Genomic DNA, 23161 nt, shown 5'->3' on the forward strand with positions numbered 1-23161 from the left:
CGATGCCGAGAGTAGTTGTTGCCGGCAAGATCCATCCGGACGGTCTCGCAATCCTGCAAAATGCGTCGGGCGTGGAAATCGACTATGTCGAGGATGTTTCGGCAGCCAGCTACGAACCCTTTATGGCAACGGCTGACGCGCTCCTCATCCGGACACAGCCTCTGACCGCCGGCTTTATTGATGCATCGCCCACACTGAAGATCGTGTCGCGGCATGGCGTGGGCTATGATTCCGTCGATGTGGCGGCGCTCAACAAGCGCGGCATTCCTCTTGCCGTCGTCGGCGATGTCAACTCGCGCGCTGTTGCGGAGCATGCCGCGATGCTGATGCTTTCTGCCGCCCGCCGGACGGTGCTTTTTGATCGGAAAATGAGAGAGGGCGACTGGAACTACCGCAACAGTCTCGATGCCTTCGAACTGGATGGAGGCACGCTCCTGATCGTTGGATTCGGCCGCATTGGCAAACGCCTGGCGCAGATTGCCAAAGGCCTAGGAATGACGGTTTTGGCGCACGATCGCTATCAGGATAGCGCCTCCATAGAGGCTGAAGGCGTCGTTGCCGTCGATGACCTGATGGAGGGCCTGAAGGTCGCGGATGTCGTATCGCTGCATGTCCCGAAAGTGGGCGCGGAGCCGCTCATCGGCGCGGCAGAGCTTGCACTCATGAAGCCGACGGCGATCCTCGTCAATACGGCGCGCGGAGGATTGGTTGACGAAGGCGCCGTTTTACAGGCGCTTGAGGAGCGCCGTTTGGGCGCGGCCGGGCTCGATGTCTTCGTGGACGAGCCGCCGCTCCCCGGAAATCCGCTCCTGTTTTGTGAAAGACTGGTTCTGTCGCCACACAATGCCGGCCTGACCGAAGCCTGCGGCCGGCGAATGGCGATCTCGGCCGCGACGAACATCCTGGATTTCTTCAACGGATCGCTAGACCCTGCACTGATCGTCAACAGTGCGGAAATCGAGGCGCATGCCGCACCTTTGCGAGCTTAGCATGTCGGTGCTCTTGTTCCTCAACATACAACTCTTGCCGAAATGTGGCTGTCCTCAAAGGCTGTAGGACGATGATTATCCATTCCGATCTCGTCGTCTTCGACAAGCCGACGCGAGTGTCGAGATCGGCGCCAAACAGCGGATCTCGCTACGCTGTTTGGCGCTAAGCGGTTTCGCCGCATCGCTTTGCCTTTCGGGAAGCCCGCATGCCTGGCATCCCGACGGAGGAACGTTTTAGCTCGGGGGAGGAGCGGGTTGATGTTGGGCAATGTACTTTCACGCTTTAAGATTCAAACGAAAGTTTTGATCTTCATCGTGCCTTTCGTGCTGAGCATAGTCGCCGTGAGCCTGACCGGACTCTATACCTCCGGCATGCTTCAAGGCCGCATCGAGATTTCAAATACAGTGTTGCGGTCGCTCAGCGGCTTCAGGGACGTCTCCTCTGCAATGCAATTGTTCCTTGACGATACGACTGAGGCTAACCGCAACCTCGTTGTTCAACAGTTGCAAAGCCAGCAGGAGATCCTGAAGACCGTCCTACCGCAGCTTGACCCTGCGGCGGAAGGGCGCGTGGATATCGAAGAAGCTTTCACATCCATCGATGGGGTTGTCCAACGCATGGGCTTGCTTTGGACACTTCACGAAAACGAAGTGAATTTGCTCCGGAAACTGCAGCAGAACGTCAGTGTCGTAGCGTCTGTACAGGTTGATTTGGCAGAGGCCATGAAGAAGATCCAGCGGTCGGCCGAAGATGAGGAAACGCAAGCCCGAAATATGCTTCGGGATGCCGACAGGGTAAAACAGGCCGGAAGGTTTTTTGCGGATTTTGCGGCGCGTTTCGGCAATCTCCAGGCAGACGCGGAGAAATTCGATCTTGTAGCGGGCAACCTTAAGGAATTGACGCGGAACCAACGTGTTCTGGGCATGTCCGTATCTGAAGGGGACCGCGGGCTTGCGCTTGAAATCGGGGAAGTGATCGCTGCGCTGAGCAAACGTGTTTCCGGCAAAGATAAATCCCAGATGACAGTCGCGGCGATGAAATCCGGCGTGGATGTATTCGCGCAGATATCCAGCCGCCTCGTGCAGGCTGCCGAGCACAAAACCAGAGACGCGACCGAAAAATTTGCTTCGCTCGCGGAGCCGGTGGCGAAAGCGGAGGCGTCGCTGAAGGATAGCCAGAAACTGGTGAACTCGGGCTACTCGGTTCAAATTATGATGGCGCGCTTCATTCTCGTGCCTTCAGACAGCAATCTTCAAAGACTTCAACAAGAGTTTGTGAGTGTGCGAAAGAACGTGGACGCGCTGTCCGCCACTTCGTCCATGGACCTTCTCGAAATCATCGATGCAACGCTTCTTCCGGCGATCGATGCCTTGGACCAGGCGGCGGGCCAACTTGTGAAAGTCAGCCAGGCCCGCAAAACGAACTTCGATACAGCCGTCACCGACCTTGACTTGATCTGGAACAAACTCACGCACTTCGCGGAACTCCAGAAGAAGACGGCAGGAAAGGAGCGAAGTGACGCGAACTCGATTTCGATCGGTACCACCGCGCTTGGCATTCTCATTTCCATCTTCGCGGGCATCGGCTTGGTGCTAACGTTTAGAGGCCCAATTGGACAGATCACCGCGTCGATGCGGCGCCTTGCGGAGGGAAAGCTAGATACGGAAATCGTGGGCGAGGCGCGCATTGATGAGATCGGCGAGATGGCCCGCGCATTGGGCGTCTTTAAACAGAATGCGATAACAAAAATTGAGGTGGAACAGACGAGCGCCCTCGAACGTGCGAAAGCTGAGGAAGACAGAAACCGCAGCGATTTCGAAAAACAAGATGTCGAGCGCCAGATCCAATTTGCCGTCGATACCCTTGGGTTGGGCCTTCACCGCCTGGCCGACGGAGATATCTCGACGACGATCGACACACCGTTGTTCGGGCGCCTGGAGAGGCTTCGGACAGACTTCAACGTATCGCTGGTTCGGTTGCAAGAAACGATGGGGAAAATTCGGTCGAATACCTGTGCGATCCAGAACAATGCCGGTGAAATGAGCACGTCCGCGGATGACTTGGCTAAGCGCACGGAACACCAAGCTGTTGCACTCGAACAGGTAGCCGCCGCCGTCGAGGAAATTACCCGGACGGTTCAGTCTTCCGTCGCCCGCGCGGAGGACGCCAATCGCATTATCGCTGAAACGAAGACAGCAGCCGATGCATCTTCGGCGGTTGTCGCGGAGGCTGTCGCGGCGATGACCAAGATCGAGGAAGCGTCCCACCAGATCGTCCAGATTATCGATGTAATTGACGAAATCGCGTTCCAAACCAACCTTCTTGCGCTGAACGCGGGAATTGAAGCTGCACGGGCCGGCGATGCGGGAAAAGGCTTTGCCGTTGTCGCGCAAGAGGTGCGTGAACTCGCCGGCCGATCGGCCGTAGCTGCCCAGGAGATCAAAGACCTGATCAATAAATCGAGCGAAGAGGTCGCCGCCGGGTCGCTTATCGTTCAGCAAACCAGTGTCGTCCTAGCGGAGATTTCGACAAAGGTCGTTACGGTATCCCATCAGGTCGAAGTCATTGCAAAGGCAAGCCGGGAGCAGTCGAACGCACTCGGAGAGGTTAACGCTTCGGTGAATGCAATGGATCAAATGACGCAGAGAAATGCAGCAATGGTCGAGGAAACAAATGCGGCCACCCGGCAACTTGCCGAGGAAACTGACGATCTCATGCGGCTGGTTGGCAGCTTCAAAACTGCGGATGTTGCAATCAGTGCGACCACGACCGCCGCTTGACTTCCCTGATTTACAGCATGGAATGGCGCGAGCCTATTTGACGATCGTAAACAAATCGAATTGCGCCTATCGCCACAGCGCAATATTTGTAGCATTAATCGGATGGGAGTTGACGGTTGGTCGGAAAGCATGTGCGAACAGGGCGCCGCATCAGAATGAGGTTATGGAATGCCAAGAGTAAAAAAATCAGAACAGGCGCTGCCCCCGATTGCAAACTATGAAAGCTTCGTCAATGCGGTGACCGAGGCCTATCCGTCCTTAAGTGACCGATTTCAGCAAGTCGCCCGTTTTCTCACCCAGAATTCGAATGCTGTCGCAATGCAGTCGATCAACACCATTGCGGAGCAGTGTGGCGCGCATCCTTCGATCCTCGTTCGTTTCGCCCAGCACTTCGGCTTTTCCGGATTCAAGCAGTTGCAAGGCGTCTTTCAAACGAGGTTATCGACAGCTGCCCCTGGCTACAGGGAGCGCATTAGCGCGCTCGACGCGGATCTCGAAAAGAACAAGCGCAAAGGCAACTTGGGGTTCCTGCACGACTTGGTGGTGCGTGATATAGCTACGCTGCAGGAACTGCTGAATGCCGTTACCGAAAAGTCGCTCGCGGACGCGGCCAAGCTCCTAAAGAACGCCGATACTATTTTCATAGCGGGGCAACTGCGATCGGAGCCTATCGCGGGTTTCCTCCGGTATGTTTTGTCCATGCTGCGGCGTAGGGTCATCCTGCTTGATCCCGCGGGAGGCCTGGCACCCGAAATGGCTCAGGTTATGGGGAAAGACGACGTCCTGGTCGCGATTTCGTTTCGCCACTATGCCAAGGAAGTTGTCGCCGTCGCAGATGTAGCTGCGAGCAACGGCACGCCGATGGTTGCAATAACCGATAGTCAGCTTTCTCCGCTCGCGAAAAATGCAGCGGTCTTATTTACAGTGCCGGAGGATGAGTATTCGTTCTCCCGCTCTCTCGCGGCGCCAATGTGCATTACCCAGTGTATTGCGATCGCCTTGGCGGCCTTGCTGCAGGAAGATAGTGAAGCTACGCCGCACATTCCTACCGTCACAGAAAATCAAAGACGCAAAGTATAAGCGAGGCCACGTGACCGCAGCGCCTCGAAGAGTTTCGTGACACTTCTCCTTTTACGGAGCGCCGTTCTGCGAGCGGACGAATGGCTGCTCGAGCCAATACGAGTGCGCTCGCCATTCCTGTCGGATAACCTCGACGATTTTCCTCTTTCAGCATGAACCGGGCAAGATCGAATTCGAGATTTGTCATGTCCCGGAAAGCTCGCTCCCGGCACTTGAAGCTGAAGGGGTCTATGAAAGCGTGCATGCAAAAAAGATTGCAAATAATAAAAATCTACAATAATAATTCTCCGCGTGTTCTTGCCGTCCGATCGGCGAAATGGGAGGAGAGCGGACCATGGGTGCTGAAACAACGACGCCTTTGGATTTCCCCCGGCAAATGCGGCGGCTTAGACTGGGCATCGTCGGTGGTGGTGAAGGAAGCTTCATCGGAAAGGTGCATGCGCGGGGCGCGCGCTTGTCCAATCGTTGGGCAGTGGTTGCCGGAGCACTGTCATCGCGTCCGGCTGTCGCGCTTCAGTCCGGTCAGGATTGGTTTCTCGATGACGACCGCATCTACACCGATTATCGCGAGATGGCGGTGCAGGAAGGCAGCCGGCCCGACGGCATAGATGCCGTTTCGATCGCAACCCCCAACAATACGCACTTCGACATCGCCTGCGCCTTTATGGAGCAGGGCATCGACGTCATTTGCGACAAGCCGTTGACCACGAATCTGGAGTCCGCGCTGGAATTGGCGAAGCGTCAAAAAGCATCAGGTCTCGTTTTTGGGGTTACCTATGCCTATGCGGCGAACGCTATGGTGCGCCAGGCGCGGGCAATGGTCCGTAGCGGCTCCTTGGGAGCGCTCAAACAAATCCATGTCGAGTATTTTCAAGAATGGGCGCTTACGCCGCCTGCAGAAGGCGGTCCCGGAGCACAGTGGCGTGTGAAACCGGAGCAGGTAGGGGAAGCTTTCGCGACGGGTGATATCGGCACCCATTGCCACCATCTTGGGTCCTTCGTCGCGGGACTGCCGATGACCTCTGTAAAGGCGGAGTTTCACACCCTGGGTCCCGACAAACCGCTCGAAGATACGGCATTCATGCATGTCCGCTATCAGGGCGGCATACCTGGGACGATCATGATTTCGCAAGTGGCAGCCGGAACGCATTGTGGATTCCGGATTCGGGTTTTCGGTGAAAAGGCCAGCATAGAATGGAATCAGGAAGAGCCCGAATATCTGCACTTCCGCCCCTTCGCAGAACCGGCTCGTCTCCTGACTCGAGGCGAAGGTGCTGGAATTGGGCAGCATGCGGCGCGTTTCGTTCACATGCCGCGCGGTCATCCCGAGGCGCTGAGCGACGCTTGGGCCAATCTTTACGAGGAATTTGCTGTGGCGATCAACGCTAGACGAACCGGCGTAGATCTGCCGCATGGATTGTTGGAATATCCGACCATTTGGGATGGTGTGCTGGGCGTCAAGTTCATCCAGGCAGCCGTCCAATCGCATCGGCTCGATGCGGCCTGGGTATCATGCGAAATGAACGGTGATGCAAAAAGACTTGCAACATTGTGTTTTATGCAATAAAAGTTCCGCATGCATGATCGGACAGGGAGTGCCGATCAGGGAGGTTCAATATGTCTACTGTTCGTCTGACCATGGCACAAGCCCTGGTTCGTTTCCTTTGCAACCAGTTCACCGAGATCGATGGTCGGCGTGAGCCGCTGTTCCCAGGCGTGTTCGCCATTTTCGGCCATGGTAACGTCACCTGCCTTTCGGAAGCTCTCGAGGCGGTAAAAGACACTCTTCCAACCTGGCGTGGTCAGAACGAGCAGTCCATGGCGCTTGCCGCCATCGGTTTTGCGAAGGCGACGCGCCGTCGCCAGATCATGGTTGCCACATCTTCGATCGGTCCGGGCGCTTTGAACATGGTAACCGCCGCTGGCGTCGCCCACACCAACAGGCTTCCGGTGCTCCTCCTTGCAGGTGATGCGTTCGTCAATCGTCGGCCGGATCCGGTCATGCAGCAGGTCGAGCATTTCGGCAATCCGACGATTGGCGTCAATGACGCCTTCAAGCCGGTGACCCGGTACTGGGACAAGATCGTCCATCCCGAGCAAATCATCTCCTCGCTGCCGCAGGCGGTCGCCGTCATGCTTGATCCGGCCGATTGCGGTCCAGCCTTTATCTCATTGCCGCAAGACGTTCAGGAGCTTGCGTGGGACTACCCCGAAACCTTCTTCGAGCCGACCCTGCACCGTGTTCCGCGTCCGCGTCCCGATCGTGAAAGCCTGGCAGAAGCGATCGCTGTTTTGAAGGCGGCGAAACGGCCCCTTATCATTTCCGGTGGTGGCGTACGTTATTCCGGCGCCGAACAGGTACTTGCAGATTTCGCCGAAAAGCACGGTATCCCGCTTTGCGAAACGATAGCCGGGAAGGGGGCAGTCACCCACTACCATCCCGCCCACATCGGGCCGATCGGTATCGTCGGCTCGACCTCGGCCAATGCGCTGGCAGGTGAAGCCGACGTTGTGCTTGCCGTCGGTACGCGTCTTATGGACTTCACGACCGGTTCCTGGACCGCTTTCTCGAAGAGCGCGACTTTTGTTTCGGTCAATGCGGCCCGTTGGGACGCCAAGAAGCATCGTGCTGTCGCTGTTGTTGGCGACGCCCTTGAATCCGTCAATGAGCTGGAAGCCGGTTTGGCTGACTATAAAGCCGATGCGCTGTGGACGGAAAAGGGCCGTGCTGAGTTCGCCAAATGGAACGCCGCGTTGGACGGGTACCAGAAGCCGACGAATGCGCCTGTTCCAACCTACGCGCAAGTCGTCGGTATTGTGAATGCCAAGGCAGGGGATCGTGATCTTCTCATCACTGCCGCGGGCGGCCTGCCGGGCGAGGTGATGAAAAACTGGCGCGTGAAGGCACCGAACACCTTCGACTGCGAATTCGGCTTTTCCTGCATGGGGTACGAGATCGCCGCCGGCTGGGGTGCGGCGATGGCCGATTCTTCGCGGACGCCGATCGTCATGATTGGCGACGGCACCTACATGATGATGAACTCGGACGTCTATTCTACGGTGCTCTCTGGGCACAAAATGATCCTGATCGTGTGCGACAATGGCGGCTACGCTGTCATCAACCGTCTTCAGAACGCCAAAGGCGGGGCATCTTTCAACAACCTACTGAAAGACTGCCGCGTCAAGGAACCATTCCCTGTCGACTTCGGAAAGCATGCAGAGTCGATGGGCGCGCTGACCCGTCACGTCGAAAGCCTCGCCGATTTGGGTGATGCAGTGGAATGGGCCCAGTCGACCGACAGGACTACGGTGCTGACGATCGTTTCGGACGCGTTCACGTGGACGCCCGGCGATGCCTGGTGGGATGTCGGTGTGCCGCAGGTGAGCGAACGTCCCGAAGTCAACGCGGCGTCGGCAGACCAACTGGCTGGCCGCAACAAGCAGCGTGTGGGCGTTTAAAACGTCCCTTTCTATAACTCCATATGCGCGGATAAAAAAATGAGTACGCAATTCGAGGGCAAGATCGCCCTTATTACAGGAAGCACGCAAGGCCTCGGTGCCGCGACGGCAAAGCTCTTCGCCGAACGCGGCGCCGAGGGCGTTGTCATCTGCGGCCGTTCGGTTGAGAAGGGTGCCTCCCAGGTCGAAGCATTGGAAAAGCTCGGGACGAAGGCGGTTTTCGTGCCGGCGGACCTCGGAAATGTTGAAGATTGCCGCAAGATCGTGGCCGAAGCGGATCGTGTTTTCGGTCGTCTCGATGCCCTCGTCAACGCGGCGGGATTGACCGATCGGGGCACAATTCTCGACACGTCGCCGGAGCTCTTCGACCGTCTCTTCGCCGTCAATGTGCGGGCGCCCTTCTTCCTGATCCAAGAGGCTATCAAGCTTTTCAAGCGCGATTCCGTCGAGGGAACCATCGTCAACGTCTCGTCGATGTCCTCGATGGGCGGACAACCCTTCATAGCCGCCTATTGCTCTTCCAAGGGCGCGCTAGACACCCTCACGCGCAACACCGCTTATGCGACGTTGCGCAACCGCATCCGCGTCAACAGCCTCAACATCGGCTGGATGGCCTCGGACGGAGAAGACCGTATTCAGCGGGAATATCACGGTTCGCCGGAGAATTGGCTGGAGGCCGCTGCCGCCGCGCAGCCTTTCGGCAGGCTGATCGATCCTGCCGAGGTCGCCAGAGCTATCGCTTTCCTCGCCTCGCAGGAATCCGGTCTCATGACCGGGTCAATCGTCAATTTCGATCAGTCGATCTGGGGCGCATATGACAGTTCGCCCCATCCTGTGGCACCAATCTGAGCGATAGGGAGGTATCTGACATGAAAACCATAAAGGGACCGGCAGTTTTCCTCGCGCAGTTCGCCGCGGACGAGGCGCCGTTCAATTCGCTGAAGGGCCTTGCCGGCTGGGCAGCCGAAAAGGGTTTCAAGGGAGTTCAAATTCCCACTTGGGACACCCGCATTATCGACCTCGAAAAGGCCGCAGAAAGCCAGGACTACGTCGATGAATTTAAGGGCGTTCTCGCGGAGAACGGGCTGGTGGTGACCGAACTGGCGAGCCACCTCCAGGGACAGCTTGTAGCACTGCACCCCTCGTTCAATCTCCCGGCAGATTCCTTTGCCCCGGCAAAGGTTCACAAAAACCCCAAGGCCCGACAGGAGTGGGCTGTAAACCAGTTGCTTTGCGCCGCCAAAGCCTCGCGTCGGTTTGGCGTAGACCGCCATGTGACGTTCAGCGGTACGCTGCTCTGGCCCTATTTCTACCCCTATCCGCAATGGCCGGACGGGCTGATCTCGGACGGGTTCGACGAACTGGCAAAACGCTGGCGGCCGTTGCTCGACGCCTTCGACCACGAGGGCGTGGATCTCTGCTATGAGATTCATCCGACAGAAGACTTGCATGACGGGCTGACATTCGAGAGGTTCCTGGAGCGCGTCGACAATCACGCGCGCTGCAACATCATGTACGATCCGAGCCATCTGGTCCTGCAGTCGATCGACTACCTCACCTACATCGATCACTATCATGAGCGGATCAAGACGTTTCACGTCAAGGATGCCGAGTTCCGCCCGACGGGCAAGACAGGCGCGTATGGCGGCTATCAGCCCTGGATCAGCCGCGCCGGCCGGTTCCGTTCGCCGGGTGATGGCCAGGTCGATTTCGGGGCCATCTTCTCGAAACTCTCGGGCTATGACTTCGATGGCTGGGCTGTGCTCGAATGGGAGTGCGCCTTGAAGAACTCCGAAGATGGTGCCGCTGAGGGCGCGCGCTTCATCGCTGATCATATCATCCGCGTATCCGAGCGGGCGTTTGACGACTTCGTCAAATCCGGCGCCGATCGCTCCGTGAACCACGAAATTCTCGGTATTTGAAAGGCAGTGCAGTGACTGAATTATCTCTTTCAGAGCGCAGGCTTCGACTAGGCATGATCGGTGGAGGCGAGGGCGCCTACATCGGCGGCATTCACCGCTTTGCCGCAAGACTGGACAACAACTACGAGCTGGTTGCGGGGGCATTCGACGTCGACGCCGAGCGAGGCCATGCGTTCGCTGCAAAGAACTACATCCCTCGGGATCGCTCCTACGGGGATTACAAAGCGATGGTGGAGGCCGAGAAAAACCGCCCCGACCGGGTGGACGTCGTGGCGATCTGCACTCCCAACCACACGCATTTTCCCATCGCCAAGGCGTTTCTTGAGGCTGGCATACACGTCATCTGCGAGAAGCCCATGACGACGACCATCGAGGACGCCATTGCTCTCCACGACCTGGCGCAATCGACGGACCGGTTCCTCGGCGTGACCTATACCTATAGCGGCTATCCGATGATTCATGAGGCGCGAGCGCTGGTTCAGCGCGGAGACCTCGGAACCATTCGGGTCGTGCAGGTGGAGTATCCGCTTGAGTGGATGGCGACAGGGATCGAACTCCAGGGCAATCAGCAGGCTGCTTGGCGCACGGATCCCAAGAAGAACGGTCGCGGCGGCTCCATTGGCGACATTGGAACACATGCTTACCATCTCGCCGGGTTCGTAACCGGTCTGAAGGCCGATGCGATTGCTGCGGATCTCGCCACTTTTGTCGAAGGACGCGCACTGGATGACAACGCGCATGTGATGATCCGCTATCAGGGCGGCGCGCGTGGACTTCTTTGGTCCTCACAAGTAGCGATCGGGCAGTCGAATGGTCTTAGGCTTCGTGTCTTTGGCGAAAAAGGAAGCTTGGTGTGGCATCAGGAAAGTCCGAACGAGCTCCACTTCACACCACTCTTCGGCGCTCCGACCGTTATAAAACGAGGGCGTGACGATCTTTCGGAGGCGACGCGTGTCCGCACGCGGACGCCGCCAGGTCATCCTGAAGGATATATCGAGGCGTTCACCAACCTTTATTCGAGTTTTGCAGCGATCATTCGCGCAAAGGTTTCCGGCGGCGACCAGTCGAGCTTCGCCGAAGGTGTCCCCACCTCCTACGATGGGTTGAAGGGCGTCGCATTCGTCGATGCCGTAGTGGATAGCCATGAGGCTCATAACGGCGGATGGCAAACACCACGATTCGTTTAATCGTGACGGCTGGGGGAGCTAGCTGCAAGGATTGGTATCACTCGCGGATGTGAGGGTACCCGAGAATACAAAGAGATAGGTCAAAGCCGGAAGAAGCCGGCAGAACCGGAAACATTCGTTTCCCGGAATGAAGACGCTTTGACTTTAACCGCGGGCGATTGGGATCGGCCGCACCAACGTGGAGGAAGAGAAATGAAGAAGTTTTTTGCCAGCGCAGCGATTGCAGCAACCTTGATGACAGGCACTGCCCATGCTGAAACAATCGGTGTTGCCATGTCGTTGTTTGACGACAATTGGCTGACCGGTCTGCGTACCAGCATGGAAGACTACGGGAAGTCTCTCGATGGCGTGAAAATCGTAACTGAAGACGGTCAGGGCGATATCGCCAAGCAGCAGAGCCAGGTCGACAATTTCATCGCTTCCGGCGTCGATGCGATCGTCATCATGCTCGTAGACGCTGACTCCGGTGCTGCGATCTCCAAGACGGCTGCTGCTGCCGGCGTGCCGCTTATCTTTGTCAACAACGCTCCATCAAACGTCGACAGCCTTCCCGACAAACAGGCATTCGTCGGATCGAACGAAGAGCAGGCCGGAACCCTCGAAACACAGACGATCTGCAAAATGCTTGGCGGTAAGGGCAAGGCAGTTATCATGCAGGGTCAGCTCGGCACGACCGGGCAGCGTGGCCGCACGAAGGCCACGCATGACGTCCTTGCTTCTCCGGAATGCAAGGGAATCGAAGTTGTCGAAGAGCAGACGGCAAACTGGATGCGGACCCCTGCACTCGATCTGATGAGCAACTGGCTCTCGGCCGGCCTCGAGTTCGATGCCGTCATTGCGAACAATGACGAGATGGCGCTCGGTGCTATCCAGTCTCTGAAGGCTGCTGGCCGGTCGATGGACAGCGTCGCAATCGGTGGCGTTGATGCAACCGCAGACGCACTGCAGGCCCTGGAAGCCGGCGATCTTGATGTCACCGTTTTTCAGAACGCTGCCGGCCAAGGGAAGGGCGCGATCGACGCGGCCTTGAAGATTGTCAAGGGCGAGGCGATCGAGAAGAAAAACTACATTCCTTTCGAGCTCGTCACGAAGGAAAATCTTGCTCAGTACAAGAAATAAGACTTGACCGAAGGGCGCGGCAAAGTCGCGCCCTTCGGCACATACATTCCGCGGGCTGTGACTGGGAGGAGAGCCAATGACGAAAATTAGTCCGGCGACGATGGCAGCGGTGAGAGCGAGCAAGGCGGTTCCGAACGCTGAATACCTCCTTTCCGCAGAGGGTGTTCACAAGGAGTTTCCAGGCGTCGTTGCTCTCGACGATGTCTCGTTCAGGCTCCGACGCGGTACAGTGCATGCGCTCATGGGCGAGAACGGAGCGGGCAAGTCGACGCTCATGAAAATCCTCGCGGGAATTTACCACCCGGACAGAGGAACGATAAAGCTGAAGGGGGTCGACGTTAGGCTTCAATCGCCTCTTGACGCCCTCGAGAACGGCATCGCCATGATCCATCAAGAACTCAATCTGATGCCCTTCATGACGGTTGCGGAGAACATATGGATCCGGCGCGAGCCGAAAAATAGGTTCGGCTTTGTCGATCATCGCGAAATGCGTCGCATGACAGCGGAACTCTTCGAGCGGTTGAAGATCAATATTGATCCGGAAATCGAGGTTCGCCATCTTTCGGTGGCAAGCCGCCAGATGGTCGAAATTGCCAAGGCGGTGTCCTACGAGTCCGATGTCTTGATCATGGACGAACCCACTTCGGCTCTGACTGAAACGGAAGTCGGTCACTTGTTCGAGATCATCAGAGATCTTCGCGCCCACGGTATCGGTATCGTCTACATCACTCATAAGATGAACGAGCTGTTTGAAATTGCCGACGAATTCTCGGTGTTCCGCGACGGGAAATATGTCGGAACACATGCATCGACCGATGTTACCCGCGACGACATCATAAAAATGATGGTCGGCCGTGAGATCACGCAGATGTTCCCCAAGGAAGTGGTTCCCATTGGCGAGACGGTTCTCTCGGTCAAAAACCTTACTCTAAACGGCGTCTTCCATGATGTTTCATTCGATGTGCGCGCTGGGGAAATTCTTGGTGTTGCCGGCCTCGTTGGGTCCGGGCGATCGAACGTCGCAGAAACACTCTTTGGTGTTACGCCTTCCTCATCCGGATCCATCGAGATCAATGGCAAACCTATTCGAATCGATAGTCCTAATACCGCAATCCGCAACCGAATGGCGTTTCTTACGGAAGATCGCAAGGAGACGGGATGTCTGCTCATCCTTGATATTCTTGAGAACATGCAGGTGGCTGTCCTTCAGGACCAATTCGTGAAGGGCGGGTTTGTGAGAGAGAAGCAGGCCTACGCTGCCTGCGATGAGATGAGCCGGAAGCTTCGGGTCAAGACACCAAATCTCTATGAGCGCGTCGAAAATCTGTCGGGCGGCAACCAACAGAAGGTGCTGATCGGCAGATGGCTGCTTACAAACCCGAGGATACTCATCCTTGATGAACCCACACGCGGTATCGACGTTGGTGCAAAAGCGGAGATCCATCGCTTCGTGACGGAACTCGCCCGCGATGGAGTAGCGGTCATCATGATTTCGTCCGAGTTGCCGGAAGTGCTTGGAATGAGCGACCGGATCATGGTGATGCATGAAGGCCGCGTCACGGGCTTTCTCGATCGGGCCGAAGCAACTCAAATCAAAATCATGGAACTAGCCGCGCGATGAGCGCTTCCGACGACCAGGAGGAAAGACGATGAATACGAACCTTGCCGCAGAAACTGCAGGCACCGCAGCCTCCGGATCTGGCCGCCGATTACCTCAGGAACTCAACATCTTCTTCATTCTCATTGCGATCGCTTTGATCTTCGAGATACTCGGATGGATTTTCGCAGGGCAGAGTTTTCTTCTCAATCCCCAGCGGCTCACCATCATGATCCTGCAGGTGTCGGTCATTGGCATCATCTCGGTCGGAGTGACACAGGTCATCATCACGGGCGGCATCGACCTTTCCTCCGGATCTGTGGTTGGCATGACGGCGATGATTGCGGCCGGATTTGCACAGTCCTCAACCTGGGCGCGGGCAATCTATCCAAGCCTAACTGATCTGCCCGCAATAGTGCCCATAGTCACGGGACTGATTATCGGGATCCTCGCAGGGCTGATCAACGGATCGCTCATTGCGTACACAAAGATTCCGCCGTTCATTGCGACCCTCGGAATGATGGTGTCGGCGCGCGGAATTTCGAAATGGTACACAAAGGGGCAGCCGGTCTCGGGTTTGACGGAGCAATTCAATTTCATCGGCAGCAGCGTTGCGCCTGTCGTCGTGTTTCTCGTGGTTGCTCTCATTTTCCACATCGCGCTTCGCTATACCCGCTACGGCAAGTTTACCTACGCGATCGGTGCCAACGTTCAGGCGGCGCGGGTATCGGGCATCAATGTCGAGGCGCACCTTCTCAAAGTTTATGCCATCGCCGGCCTTCTCGCAGGACTTGCCGGCGTCGTGACCGCTGCCCGAGCGCAGACAGCCCAGTCTGGAATGGGTGTAATGTACGAACTCGACGCAATTGCTGCGGCCGTTATCGGCGGAACATCGCTTTCGGGTGGCGTGGGGCGCATAACGGGTACCGTGATTGGCACGATCATTCTCGGTGTGATGACGTCCGGCTTCACCTTCCTGCGCGTTGATGCTTACTACCAGGAAGTCATCAAGGGCATGATCATCGTCGCCGCTGTCGTGGTAGACGTCTACAGGCAAAAGGCCCGCAGAAAGGTTTGACGAGCCGGGCCGGCACTTCATTTCTACTGCCGGCCCGCTTCCTTCAGATTTTCAGATCTGGAACGACGAGCGACGAACGTCATTGCTACATCGCCACTTTGATGAATCACGGCGCGTTTCCCGCGGGGCTCAGAGTTGTCGAGCTCAAGATTACGCAGAAAAGTTCCATAAATATGCTTACGCCTGAAAACGCATGCAATCCGAGATCTTATATGAGGGGTACCGCGAGCCCGCCGTTATATAATCACTTTGGAGGAAATCTTTCTGCGCCCGTGCAGGACGCGGACGATTTCAATGGCACTGCCACTGAGCCGATAAAGAGTCAGATACTCACCTGAAACGAGATGCCGAATGCCTGGCGCGATATCGTCGCGCGCAACCCCCGAGTAGGGGTGTCGGGCGAGATTGTCCCAGCGTGCTTCAATCGCGTCAAGAACACGGTCAGCCGCAGATATGTTGTCAATGGCTATGTAGGACCATATCTCGATCAGGTCCTCGTCCGCACGATTGGTTCGGATAATTGGAAGCATGGTTAGCGTTCGTGTCGTGCAGATTTTAATCGCTCGAGCGCTGCAGCTTTTACCTCTGCCATTGTCGTGCGGGAGCTTGGGCCGCTTTCGATGCCCTCCTGTACGAGCGCTCGCAGATCCTCGACGGTGTAGCCGAGCAAATCTCGTCGCTCCTTCCATTCGCGGACGGCATCACGGATGGCTTCACTCGTCGATGCATATTCGCCAGCATCGACCGCGCTTCGCACAAAGCCCGCCATTTCGGATGTCAGTGCAATCGTAATTTTCTCGACCGTCGCCATAGTTTCCAGCCTCCGATTTTACTGCTGAATGGTATGCGATTAGCGTACCGTACGCAAGTCATGAGCATTTCATTCGAAGCAGCACACAACGCCGGGAGCCGATTGATTATCCATTCCGTCCCAGTCGCCAACCAGTGGCCGTAGGTTCGAATCTATTCAAGGCGGCCATTCAATCCGCTTTCGTCTCTTCGAGAGGTGTCGATTGGTCGGCGGGCCAGAATTGTGTGATCATCACAGTGGGTTTCGTTGCACTTTTGTGATGGCAGGCCGTTGCGGCGATCTTGCAACTTGATCCAATCCTCACACGTACCCTCCCGCTCCGCGGGAGAAGGCTTGGATCCCGCCGCGACTGGCCGATCTGCGGACTCTGATGAAAGTCCGGCACACAGTCGAACAGGCGATGCAGCAGGAAGAGTTGGCTGCTTAGCTGCCGAATTGCTGCACAGTATATCGAATGCGGAGCATACTTAGTTGTATTCGAACCGCTCTGCCGGAGCAGATCTCCCGCAGAGCGGTTTCAATTTAGCGCGCGCCGGCCTGACGCATTTGCGCCGGCAGAGTTTCCCACGCCCGGATCAGTTCGCCGACGGAGGCAGCCTCCATCTTGTGCATGACATTGCTGCGATGCAGCTTGACTGTCACTTCACTGATGCCCAGATCGAAGGCGATCTGCTTGTTAAGACGTCCATGCACCACTTTATAAAGCACCTCGCGCTCGCGCTGCGTCAGCGTCTCAAGATGTTCGATATTGCGCCTGGCGATCATGGCTTCCGCCCGTCGTTCGGCGTCCATCGCGATGCCCGTGGTCACAGCGTCAAGCAGTGTCTGGTCCCGCACCGGCTTGGTGAGAAAATCCACCGCGCCAGCCTTCATCGCTTGGACGGTCATCGGAATATCACCATGCCCGGTTAGAAAGATGATCGGCTTGGGGTTGCCGTTTTCCGCCAGCTGCTGCTGCAAATGGAGACCGCTTGCGCCGGGCATGCGCACATCGAGTATCAAGCAGCCGGGGCTGTCCAATATATCGGCGTCAAGCAATTCTCGGGTCGAGGCAAAGCTGACCGGCTGGAGGCCCGCTGACAGGATCAATTCCGCCAACGCTTCCCGAATGGATGCATCATCATCGACAATAGCGACAAGCGGCTGATCCTCTTCATTTCTGCGCTGCGGTGATAACGCCGCCGAACTCCGCAGCAACGGTTGGTCAACTCTCATGTTACCCTCCATCTCTCGACTTGTTTAACGCATTGGCGATGGCCGTGAGCAGCACCTGGGCATCGAAGGGTTTGCGAAAAAAACCGCTGATGCCTTGAGCGCGGCTCTGATCCGCTATTTCGTGGCGGCCCGTGACCAGGAATACCGGTAGTTCCGGACGTGCCTTCTTCACTAGGTCACGAAGTTCAAAGCCGTCTATTCCAGGCATCCCTATATCGGTGATGAGCACATCCAGGTCCGATAGTCCGTTGACGAGCAACGATGCTGCCGACGAGAAGCTGCGAGGCACATAGCCCGCAGATTCCAGAAGATTGCCCACCGACTCAAGCATTCTTGGATCGTCATCAACAATTGCCACGACATGTCTTGTCTTGTTCATGTTCAATTCCCTCCCACTCTGCGCGAATGGGTAATCGGTGTTTCCAATCTCTCTGCCATACGCACGAGATCGGCGAGCGACGCCGCCGCCATTTTCTGCATCACGTTCCTTCTGTGGATTTGCAGCGTGACTTCGCTGATCCCCAGCTCTGCTGCCGCCTGCTTGTTGAGAAGACCACTCACGACGAGCGGCAGGACCTCGCGCTCTCGCGGTGTCAGCTCCAGGTAGCGTTGTCTCAGCATGTGGAGTTCAGCGCGTTCGAATCTCTTTTTCCGATCCTCGGCAATCGCTACATGGACCGCCGCCATGAGATCCGCATCGCTAAAAGGCTTGGTCAGGAAATCCACCGCGCCGTGCTTGATCGCACGCACCGAAGATGGAATGTCGCCGTGTCCTGTGATGAAGACGATCGGCGGATGAGCCCCATCCGCGATCTGCTTCTGCAGGTCGAGGCCGTTGATATCAGGCAATTCGATATCGAGGATGAGGCAGGCAGGTACGTCCGGCGTATCCGCGTTCACATAGTCGCCCGCAGATCCAAATGCGACAGCGCGTATGCCATGCGAGTCCAAGAGCTCGCAGAGAGCCTCTCGAATTCGTTCATCGTCATCTACGATGAAGACAATATGATCATCGGTTGTCATGGCACTGCCTTCATTTCAACCGGCAAGGTGAAGATGAACGTCGCGCCATGCGGTTCGTTGTTCTCCGCCCACAATCGTCCGCCGTGTGACTCGACAATCGAACGGCAGATCGCCAGTCCCATGCCCATGCCGTCTTCTTTTGTCGTAAAGAATGGCTCGAATATTCTGTCGGGAAATTCAATACCCTGGCCTCGATCGCTGATATCAGTCTGGATGACATCCCCCATACGGCGCATGCGTATCCCCAGCACTCTGTCGCCTGCAATAGAGTCCATTGCCTCCATGCCGTTGCGAATGAGATTGATCAGAACCTGCTGGATCTGGACGCGATCCATGGCAACGAGCGGAAAGTTGCCGTCGATCTTCACCTCCATCCGCACGCGACGCCTCGACGCTTCATCGGCCATGAGGTTACGCGCTTCATGGATGACGTCGGAGAGCGTCGTATAAATCCTCGTATCTATGGATTGCTTGAACAAGGCACGAATACGGCTGACGACATCCGCCGCCGAATTGGCATCTCGGATGATGCGCTCTACCGTTTTCTCTGCCCGCTCGATATTTGGCGGTTCGGCCATGAGCCAGCGTTGGCAGGCATGCGAGTTTGCCACGACGGCAGCCAAGGGCTGGTTCACCTCGTGTGCGATAGAAGCCGAAAGCTCGGAGAGGCTCGCGGCCTGACTTGCGCGCGCCAGACTCTCCTGCGCCAGTCGCAACTTTGCCTCTGCCCGAACTTCGCCGTCGATATCAAGGCACATGACGTTCCACTGCACGATCGTGCCTTCGGCATTGCGCATCGGCGCAGCGCGCGTCTCGACCCAGCGATATTCGCCATCGAACCGCCGCAGACGGTGCCTTCGTGCATACGGTTCGCCAGTGGTCAGCGAATGGGCATAGTTCTCCTTGACGCCAGCCACGTCGTCAGGATGGACGCCGGCATCGAGTGTGCCGTCCAACCGGGACTTTCCCGTTCCGTCCAGTTCTTCGAGCTTGTATCCAAGGAAGTCGCGGAGCTGAGGATTGCGATAGACCGGCTCCCCATCGGGAGCGGCGCAATCGATCATTGCCGGCAGCGTTTCAACCAGCTGCCAGAGCGAGCGTTCTCTCTCTCGCAGCGCCTCTTCGATGCGAAATTGATCGTCGATGTCGTGCGAAAGACCATACCACTGGACGATGCGCCCGCTCTCATCCCGCAGAGGCTCGGCGCGGCCGGACATCCAGCGATAGACCCCGTCTGCGCGACGCAGACGATAGTTTTGAGAGAAGGTCTTGCCAGTGGCAAAGGAGCGGTTGAGTGCCTCCGTCAGTTGGGCGGTGTCGTCGGGATGGACGAGCGTCTCTACCGCGGCTGTCAGCCCGTTCATGTCCGGCCCATCATAGTCCCCTACGTCGAGGCCGAGGAACTCGACCATGCGTTTGCTGAAGAAAACCGGCTCGCCCGCCGGACTCAACCGCCAGAGTAGGCTTGGAACCATGTCGACGAGCTGCGAGAACTCCCGCTCCCGGTTGCGCAACGCCTCCTCGGCCTTCTTGCGCTCGGTGATATCGATGAAGCCGACTAGGATCTTGTCGGCGACGGCGCCGGGTCGGGCGGTGGTGAAAAGGACATCCATGACGGTGCCGTCCATGCGCGCCACCTTGGTTTCTTCCTGGAAAACCTCCTCACCGCGATACCACGCCTCAATGGAACGGCGTATGGTGGCAATGCTCGGCTGCCAGTAGCGGGTAATCGGTCCGAGCATCTCATCGGCATCCTTCGCGCCGAACATCTCGACGATATGCCGGTTGACTTCTTCGACCTCCAGCGCTTCCAACGCGCGGGGCAGGAATTCGGGATGCTCGTCGATGTAGGTTTCGAGTTCCGTAACATTCTGCACCCGCAACTCCTTGAACAGGGGAATGAGCTTGCTGGCATCCACCTGGGTGAGTCCGATGGGCATGTAGTGGAAGAGGTCGCGATAGCGGCGTTCGCCTTGCTGCAGGGCTTCCTGTGTGATCACGAGATCGTGGATATCCACGCTGACGCCGTACCAGTGGACGATGGCGCCGGTATCGTCGCGCAACGGCTCCGCGCGAGTCTCGGTCCAACGATAGCAGCCGTCAGACCGGAGCTGACGATATCTCTGAACGTAGGGGACGCCTGTTCTGAACGAGTGATTGACGTCCAGCCGAGCGGTGTCCCTATCGTCCGGATGGATCACGCTCAGAGACGGTGAGCCATCAGGCGCGGTGATATCCTCGAGCGTGGCGCCGGTGACATCCCTGAACCGCTTGTTGATGTAGACCGGTGTTCCTTCCGGTGTTGTCGCCCAAATCAGCGCCGGCACCGCGTCGATCAACTGCTGGAGCTCCCGCTCCCGCTCGCGCAACGCCTGTTGCGCGCGCACCTCATCGTCGATGTCGATGGCCGCTGCGTACCATTGCGCAATCACACCGCTTTGATCTCGCAACGGCTCTGCGCGGCCTTCCATCCAACGATATGCGCCGTCTGCGCGGCGCCGGCGATACCTTATGATATAGGGTTCGCCGGTAACGAGGGCATGGCTGAGTACTTCTCTCATCCGGGGTCCATCCTCGGGATGGACGGTTGCCCCTATGAGCGACGCAAGGCGGCTCATGTCCGCTTTGTCCCATGCTGCAACGTTGTCCAGGCCGATAGATTCCAAGGTGCGCTTGCTGAAGAAGGTCGGCTCGCCGTTCGGCGCCATGCGAGCAATGTGAACCGGGACCATATCGACGAGCAGCGACAGCTCCCGCTCCCGTTCCCGCAACGCCTCCTGTGCGCGCACTTCCTCGTCGATATCGAGGGAAACGCCATACCATTCGGCAATCGTCCCATCTTCTCCACGCCGGGGTTCCACCCTGCACTCCGCCCAGCTGTAGGCGCCATCCTTTTCGCGCCAGCGAAAGCGCATCGTGGCGCCGCCGCCGGTTTCGAAACAGTTGTGCAACGTGCGCAGCACCTCGGGAGCATCTTCGGGATGAACCAGCTCTTGCAGCAAGCTTTCGATGCGCGGCTCTTCAAGGGCATCGACGTTCGCGCTGACGGAGCGGAAATGGTCCTGGTATCGCTTGTTGAAATAGGTCGACCCGCCCGAGGGCATGGCACTCCAGATGCGCACCGGCACGGCGTCGATCATCCGCTGCAACTGCCGCTCGCTCCGCCGCAGCGCTTCCTCGGCTCGGATCTGATCGTCGACATCGTGACAAATGCCATACCACTGGCTGATGCTCCCAGCCTGATCTCGCATCGGCTCGGCGCGGTTCGACATCCAGCGATAGACACCGTCGGCCCGGCGTAACCGATAGCGCATGAAAAAGCTTTCGCCGGTGGCGAGGCAATGCCTGAGCGCACTTCCGAACTCGGATGCATCGTCGGGATGGATGACGGTCCCGATGATCGCCTCCAACCGGCTCCTGCCCGGTCTGTCCGCATCCGCTACGTCTAGGCCGAGGAAATCGACCATGCGCCTGTTGAAGAAGGTCGGCTCGCCATCGGGCCGTAGACGCCAAACGTGGCTCGGGACCATATCCACGAGTTGCGAAAGCTCCTGCTCTCGGTCTCGCAATGCCTCCACGCTTTGGCGCAATGTGAGCAGCGCCAGCTGGTGCTGCCGGGATATGGCGGCCACGATGAGTGCCGAAAATGCCGAGATCGCCAGGAAAAGCTGCAGCATGATCTGCTTGTGCTTCAGGGACTCAGGATCGCCGGCAAACTGACTGGTGCCGGATATCGTGAAGATAGCTGTGATCAGAGCGAGAAGAGCCAAAGTGACGGCGGCGCCCTTGAACTCGAAACGCACCGCAGCCCAAAGCAGAGGCGGCATAATGATATAGGCGAAAGGCAGGTAACCGCTCAGGGAAAGTGCTGCGACACCAAGAAAGATCAGCCCCAGGACGCAGGCTTCCATCCATTGCGCAGCCGAGAGCCGGGCTTTGCTGCGCCAGTTGTGGAACACGACCAGCGCCAGCGGCGCTACGATCAGCACTCCGGTAGCGTCGCCGATCCACCACAGGGGCCAGGCCGCCGTGAAGGTTTGCGACAATATGCCAAACCACGCCAGTGTCGCACTTCCCACGGTCGCGCTTACCATTGGCGCAATTCCAGCGCCCAGGACGACGAAGGCAAGAACTTCCTGCAGCGTCTCCAGCCGAACCGGCCGCTTCAAAGTCCGGTTCACCAACCATGCCCCGACCATCGCTTCAAGCGCGTTGCCGACATAGATCAGCAGGGCCGCAGGCAGCGGACTGTGGAACCACAGAACATTGCTGAACAATTCAGCCAGGCAGCCCGCCAGTACCCACCACAGCCAGCTAGGCCTTGAGGCAAGAACAAGCGTGGCGATGAAAAGCCCGGCCGGAGGCCAAATGGAAATACCTGTTCCAGGCACGATTGCCAGCGACTGAGCGAATCCGCAACCCAAGACATAGGCCGCAATAAAAAGACCCAAGTGCAGACATCGGGGACGGTGCGACCAAACGCTCATTAGCTGCTCCTGCCGGACAAGGAAAGCCAGAGGACCGTCAGCGTTTCGTTCAGAACGTGTTCTCGATGTTGGGGCTGGCGTTGGGGCTGGCGAACTCATGCCCCAGCGTAATCCCGCGAGGCGGTGGTCGCAACTCATGGAAATCCATGCATTGTCGGGAGACATCTCCGCTGTGCTGCGTGTCTGGAAAGCTGGAATAGGCCCTGGCGAACCGGAAAAATTCGGCCGGGTCCAGGCGACAACATCACCTCATCAAACGAGGGGAATTGTCTCAGTAGCTCCGTTCGAGGTCACTCATCGTGTTCGGATCGAGCAAACTCTCGAACCTGCGCATGACGGAGTGAATTGCAATGAAGCCACGTCGGCGGCTGAACCGACGAGCAGTTGTTGTCAGCCCGTGCATCCTGCGTATC

17 protein-coding genes are annotated in these 23161 nt (G+C 57.5%); 11 read left to right on the forward strand and 6 right to left on the reverse strand.

Annotated features, from left to right (window positions below; genetic code table 11):
* Nucleotides 1–2: 2 nt before the first annotated feature.
* From WI754_RS22770 to WI754_RS22820, 11 genes are all read left to right on the forward strand, one after another.
* Nucleotides 3–989, forward strand: a complete 987-nt coding sequence (locus tag WI754_RS22770; protein ID WP_341487570.1) for a hydroxyacid dehydrogenase — start codon at nt 3–5, stop codon at nt 987–989.
* 258 nt (nt 990–1247) lie between these two features.
* Nucleotides 1248–3770 carry a methyl-accepting chemotaxis protein gene (locus WI754_RS22775; RefSeq protein ID WP_341487571.1) on the forward strand — a complete coding sequence of 841 codons (2523 nt, stop codon included), beginning with the start codon at nt 1248–1250 and terminating at the stop codon, nt 3768–3770.
* Nucleotides 3771–3938: 168 nt separating this feature from the next.
* Nucleotides 3939–4850, forward strand: a complete 912-nt coding sequence (locus WI754_RS22780) for a MurR/RpiR family transcriptional regulator (RefSeq protein ID WP_341487572.1) — start codon at nt 3939–3941, stop codon at nt 4848–4850.
* A gap of 334 nt (nt 4851–5184) precedes the next feature.
* Nucleotides 5185–6417, forward strand: coding sequence for a Gfo/Idh/MocA family oxidoreductase (locus WI754_RS22785; RefSeq protein WP_341487573.1), 1233 nt, complete (start codon nt 5185–5187; stop codon nt 6415–6417).
* 50 nt (nt 6418–6467) lie between these two features.
* Nucleotides 6468–8309, forward strand: a complete 1842-nt coding sequence (iolD, locus tag WI754_RS22790; protein WP_341487574.1) for a 3D-(3,5/4)-trihydroxycyclohexane-1,2-dione acylhydrolase (decyclizing) — start codon at nt 6468–6470, stop codon at nt 8307–8309.
* Nucleotides 8310–8348: 39 nt separating this feature from the next.
* A complete protein-coding gene (locus WI754_RS22795) occupies nt 8349–9158 on the forward strand; it encodes an SDR family oxidoreductase (protein WP_341487575.1) in 810 nt (269 codons plus the stop codon).
* 20 nt (nt 9159–9178) lie between these two features.
* The gene (locus WI754_RS22800; RefSeq protein WP_341487576.1) at nt 9179–10231 is read left to right on the forward strand and encodes a sugar phosphate isomerase/epimerase family protein; all 1053 of its coding nucleotides are present in this window, start codon (nt 9179–9181) and stop codon (nt 10229–10231) included.
* Between the two features lie 53 nt (nt 10232–10284).
* On the forward strand, nt 10285–11418 hold the full coding sequence (locus WI754_RS22805; RefSeq protein ID WP_341488054.1) for a Gfo/Idh/MocA family oxidoreductase: 1134 nt from the start codon (nt 10285–10287) through the stop codon (nt 11416–11418).
* 192 nt (nt 11419–11610) lie between these two features.
* Entirely contained in the window at nt 11611–12537 is a 927-nt protein-coding gene (locus WI754_RS22810; RefSeq protein ID WP_341487577.1) for a sugar ABC transporter substrate-binding protein, read from the forward strand.
* Between the two features lie 76 nt (nt 12538–12613).
* Entirely contained in the window at nt 12614–14158 is a 1545-nt protein-coding gene (locus WI754_RS22815; protein ID WP_341487578.1) for a sugar ABC transporter ATP-binding protein, read from the forward strand.
* 28 nt (nt 14159–14186) lie between these two features.
* Nucleotides 14187–15212 (forward strand): ABC transporter permease, encoded by a 1026-nt coding sequence (locus tag WI754_RS22820; protein ID WP_341487579.1) that lies wholly within the window; start codon nt 14187–14189, stop codon nt 15210–15212.
* 236 nt (nt 15213–15448) lie between these two features.
* Here the strand turns inward: WI754_RS22820 and WI754_RS22825 are convergent, their stop codons facing one another.
* The 6 genes from WI754_RS22825 to WI754_RS22850 all read right to left on the reverse strand — a co-directional run bounded on the left by WI754_RS22825 (nt 15449) and on the right by WI754_RS22850 (nt 22748).
* Nucleotides 15449–15742 carry a type II toxin-antitoxin system RelE/ParE family toxin gene (locus tag WI754_RS22825; protein WP_027686897.1) on the reverse strand — a complete coding sequence of 98 codons (294 nt, stop codon included), beginning with the start codon at nt 15740–15742 and terminating at the stop codon, nt 15449–15451.
* A 2-nt stretch (nt 15743–15744) separates the two neighbouring features.
* Nucleotides 15745–16023 (reverse strand): type II toxin-antitoxin system ParD family antitoxin, encoded by a 279-nt coding sequence (locus WI754_RS22830; RefSeq protein WP_131591469.1) that lies wholly within the window; start codon nt 16021–16023, stop codon nt 15745–15747.
* A 522-nt stretch (nt 16024–16545) separates the two neighbouring features.
* Nucleotides 16546–17238, reverse strand: coding sequence for a response regulator transcription factor (locus WI754_RS22835; RefSeq protein ID WP_341487580.1), 693 nt, complete (start codon nt 17236–17238; stop codon nt 16546–16548).
* A gap of 1 nt (nt 17239) precedes the next feature.
* Entirely contained in the window at nt 17240–17617 is a 378-nt protein-coding gene (locus WI754_RS22840; RefSeq protein WP_341487581.1) for a response regulator, read from the reverse strand.
* A gap of 2 nt (nt 17618–17619) precedes the next feature.
* Complete coding sequence (locus tag WI754_RS22845; RefSeq protein ID WP_341487582.1) at nt 17620–18261, reverse strand: response regulator; 642 nt, start codon at nt 18259–18261, stop codon at nt 17620–17622.
* Entirely contained in the window at nt 18258–22748 is a 4491-nt protein-coding gene (locus WI754_RS22850) for a PAS domain-containing protein (protein ID WP_341487583.1), read from the reverse strand. Before WI754_RS22850 ends, WI754_RS22845 begins: the two co-directional genes overlap by 4 nt.
* Between the last annotated feature and the right edge of the window lie 413 nt (nt 22749–23161).

This window comes from Pararhizobium sp. A13 (genome assembly GCF_040126305.1).
Taxonomy (GTDB): domain Bacteria; phylum Pseudomonadota; class Alphaproteobacteria; order Rhizobiales; family Rhizobiaceae; genus Pararhizobium.

Bases quoted from the DNA above. Each gene is read 5' to 3' on its own strand.
- WI754_RS22770 (WP_341487570.1), top strand. From the start codon at position 3: ATGCCGAGAGTAGTTGTTGCCGGCAAGATCCATCCGGACGGTCTCGCA.
- WI754_RS22775 (WP_341487571.1), top strand. From the start codon at position 1,248: ATGTTGGGCAATGTACTTTCACGCTTTAAGATTCAAACGAAAGTTTTG.
- WI754_RS22780 (WP_341487572.1), top strand. From the start codon at position 3,939: ATGCCAAGAGTAAAAAAATCAGAACAGGCGCTGCCCCCGATTGCAAAC.
- WI754_RS22785 (WP_341487573.1), top strand. From the start codon at position 5,185: ATGGGTGCTGAAACAACGACGCCTTTGGATTTCCCCCGGCAAATGCGG.
- iolD (WP_341487574.1), top strand. From the start codon at position 6,468: ATGTCTACTGTTCGTCTGACCATGGCACAAGCCCTGGTTCGTTTCCTT.
- WI754_RS22795 (WP_341487575.1), top strand. From the start codon at position 8,349: ATGAGTACGCAATTCGAGGGCAAGATCGCCCTTATTACAGGAAGCACG.
- WI754_RS22800 (WP_341487576.1), top strand. From the start codon at position 9,179: ATGAAAACCATAAAGGGACCGGCAGTTTTCCTCGCGCAGTTCGCCGCG.
- WI754_RS22805 (WP_341488054.1), top strand. From the start codon at position 10,285: ATGATCGGTGGAGGCGAGGGCGCCTACATCGGCGGCATTCACCGCTTT.
- WI754_RS22810 (WP_341487577.1), top strand. From the start codon at position 11,611: ATGAAGAAGTTTTTTGCCAGCGCAGCGATTGCAGCAACCTTGATGACA.
- WI754_RS22815 (WP_341487578.1), top strand. From the start codon at position 12,614: ATGACGAAAATTAGTCCGGCGACGATGGCAGCGGTGAGAGCGAGCAAG.
- WI754_RS22820 (WP_341487579.1), top strand. From the start codon at position 14,187: ATGAATACGAACCTTGCCGCAGAAACTGCAGGCACCGCAGCCTCCGGA.
- WI754_RS22825 (WP_027686897.1), bottom strand. From the start codon at position 15,742: ATGCTTCCAATTATCCGAACCAATCGTGCGGACGAGGACCTGATCGAG.
- WI754_RS22830 (WP_131591469.1), bottom strand. From the start codon at position 16,023: ATGGCGACGGTCGAGAAAATTACGATTGCACTGACATCCGAAATGGCG.
- WI754_RS22835 (WP_341487580.1), bottom strand. From the start codon at position 17,238: ATGAGAGTTGACCAACCGTTGCTGCGGAGTTCGGCGGCGTTATCACCG.
- WI754_RS22840 (WP_341487581.1), bottom strand. From the start codon at position 17,617: ATGAACAAGACAAGACATGTCGTGGCAATTGTTGATGACGATCCAAGA.
- WI754_RS22845 (WP_341487582.1), bottom strand. From the start codon at position 18,261: ATGACAACCGATGATCATATTGTCTTCATCGTAGATGACGATGAACGA.
- WI754_RS22850 (WP_341487583.1), bottom strand. From the start codon at position 22,748: ATGAGCGTTTGGTCGCACCGTCCCCGATGTCTGCACTTGGGTCTTTTT.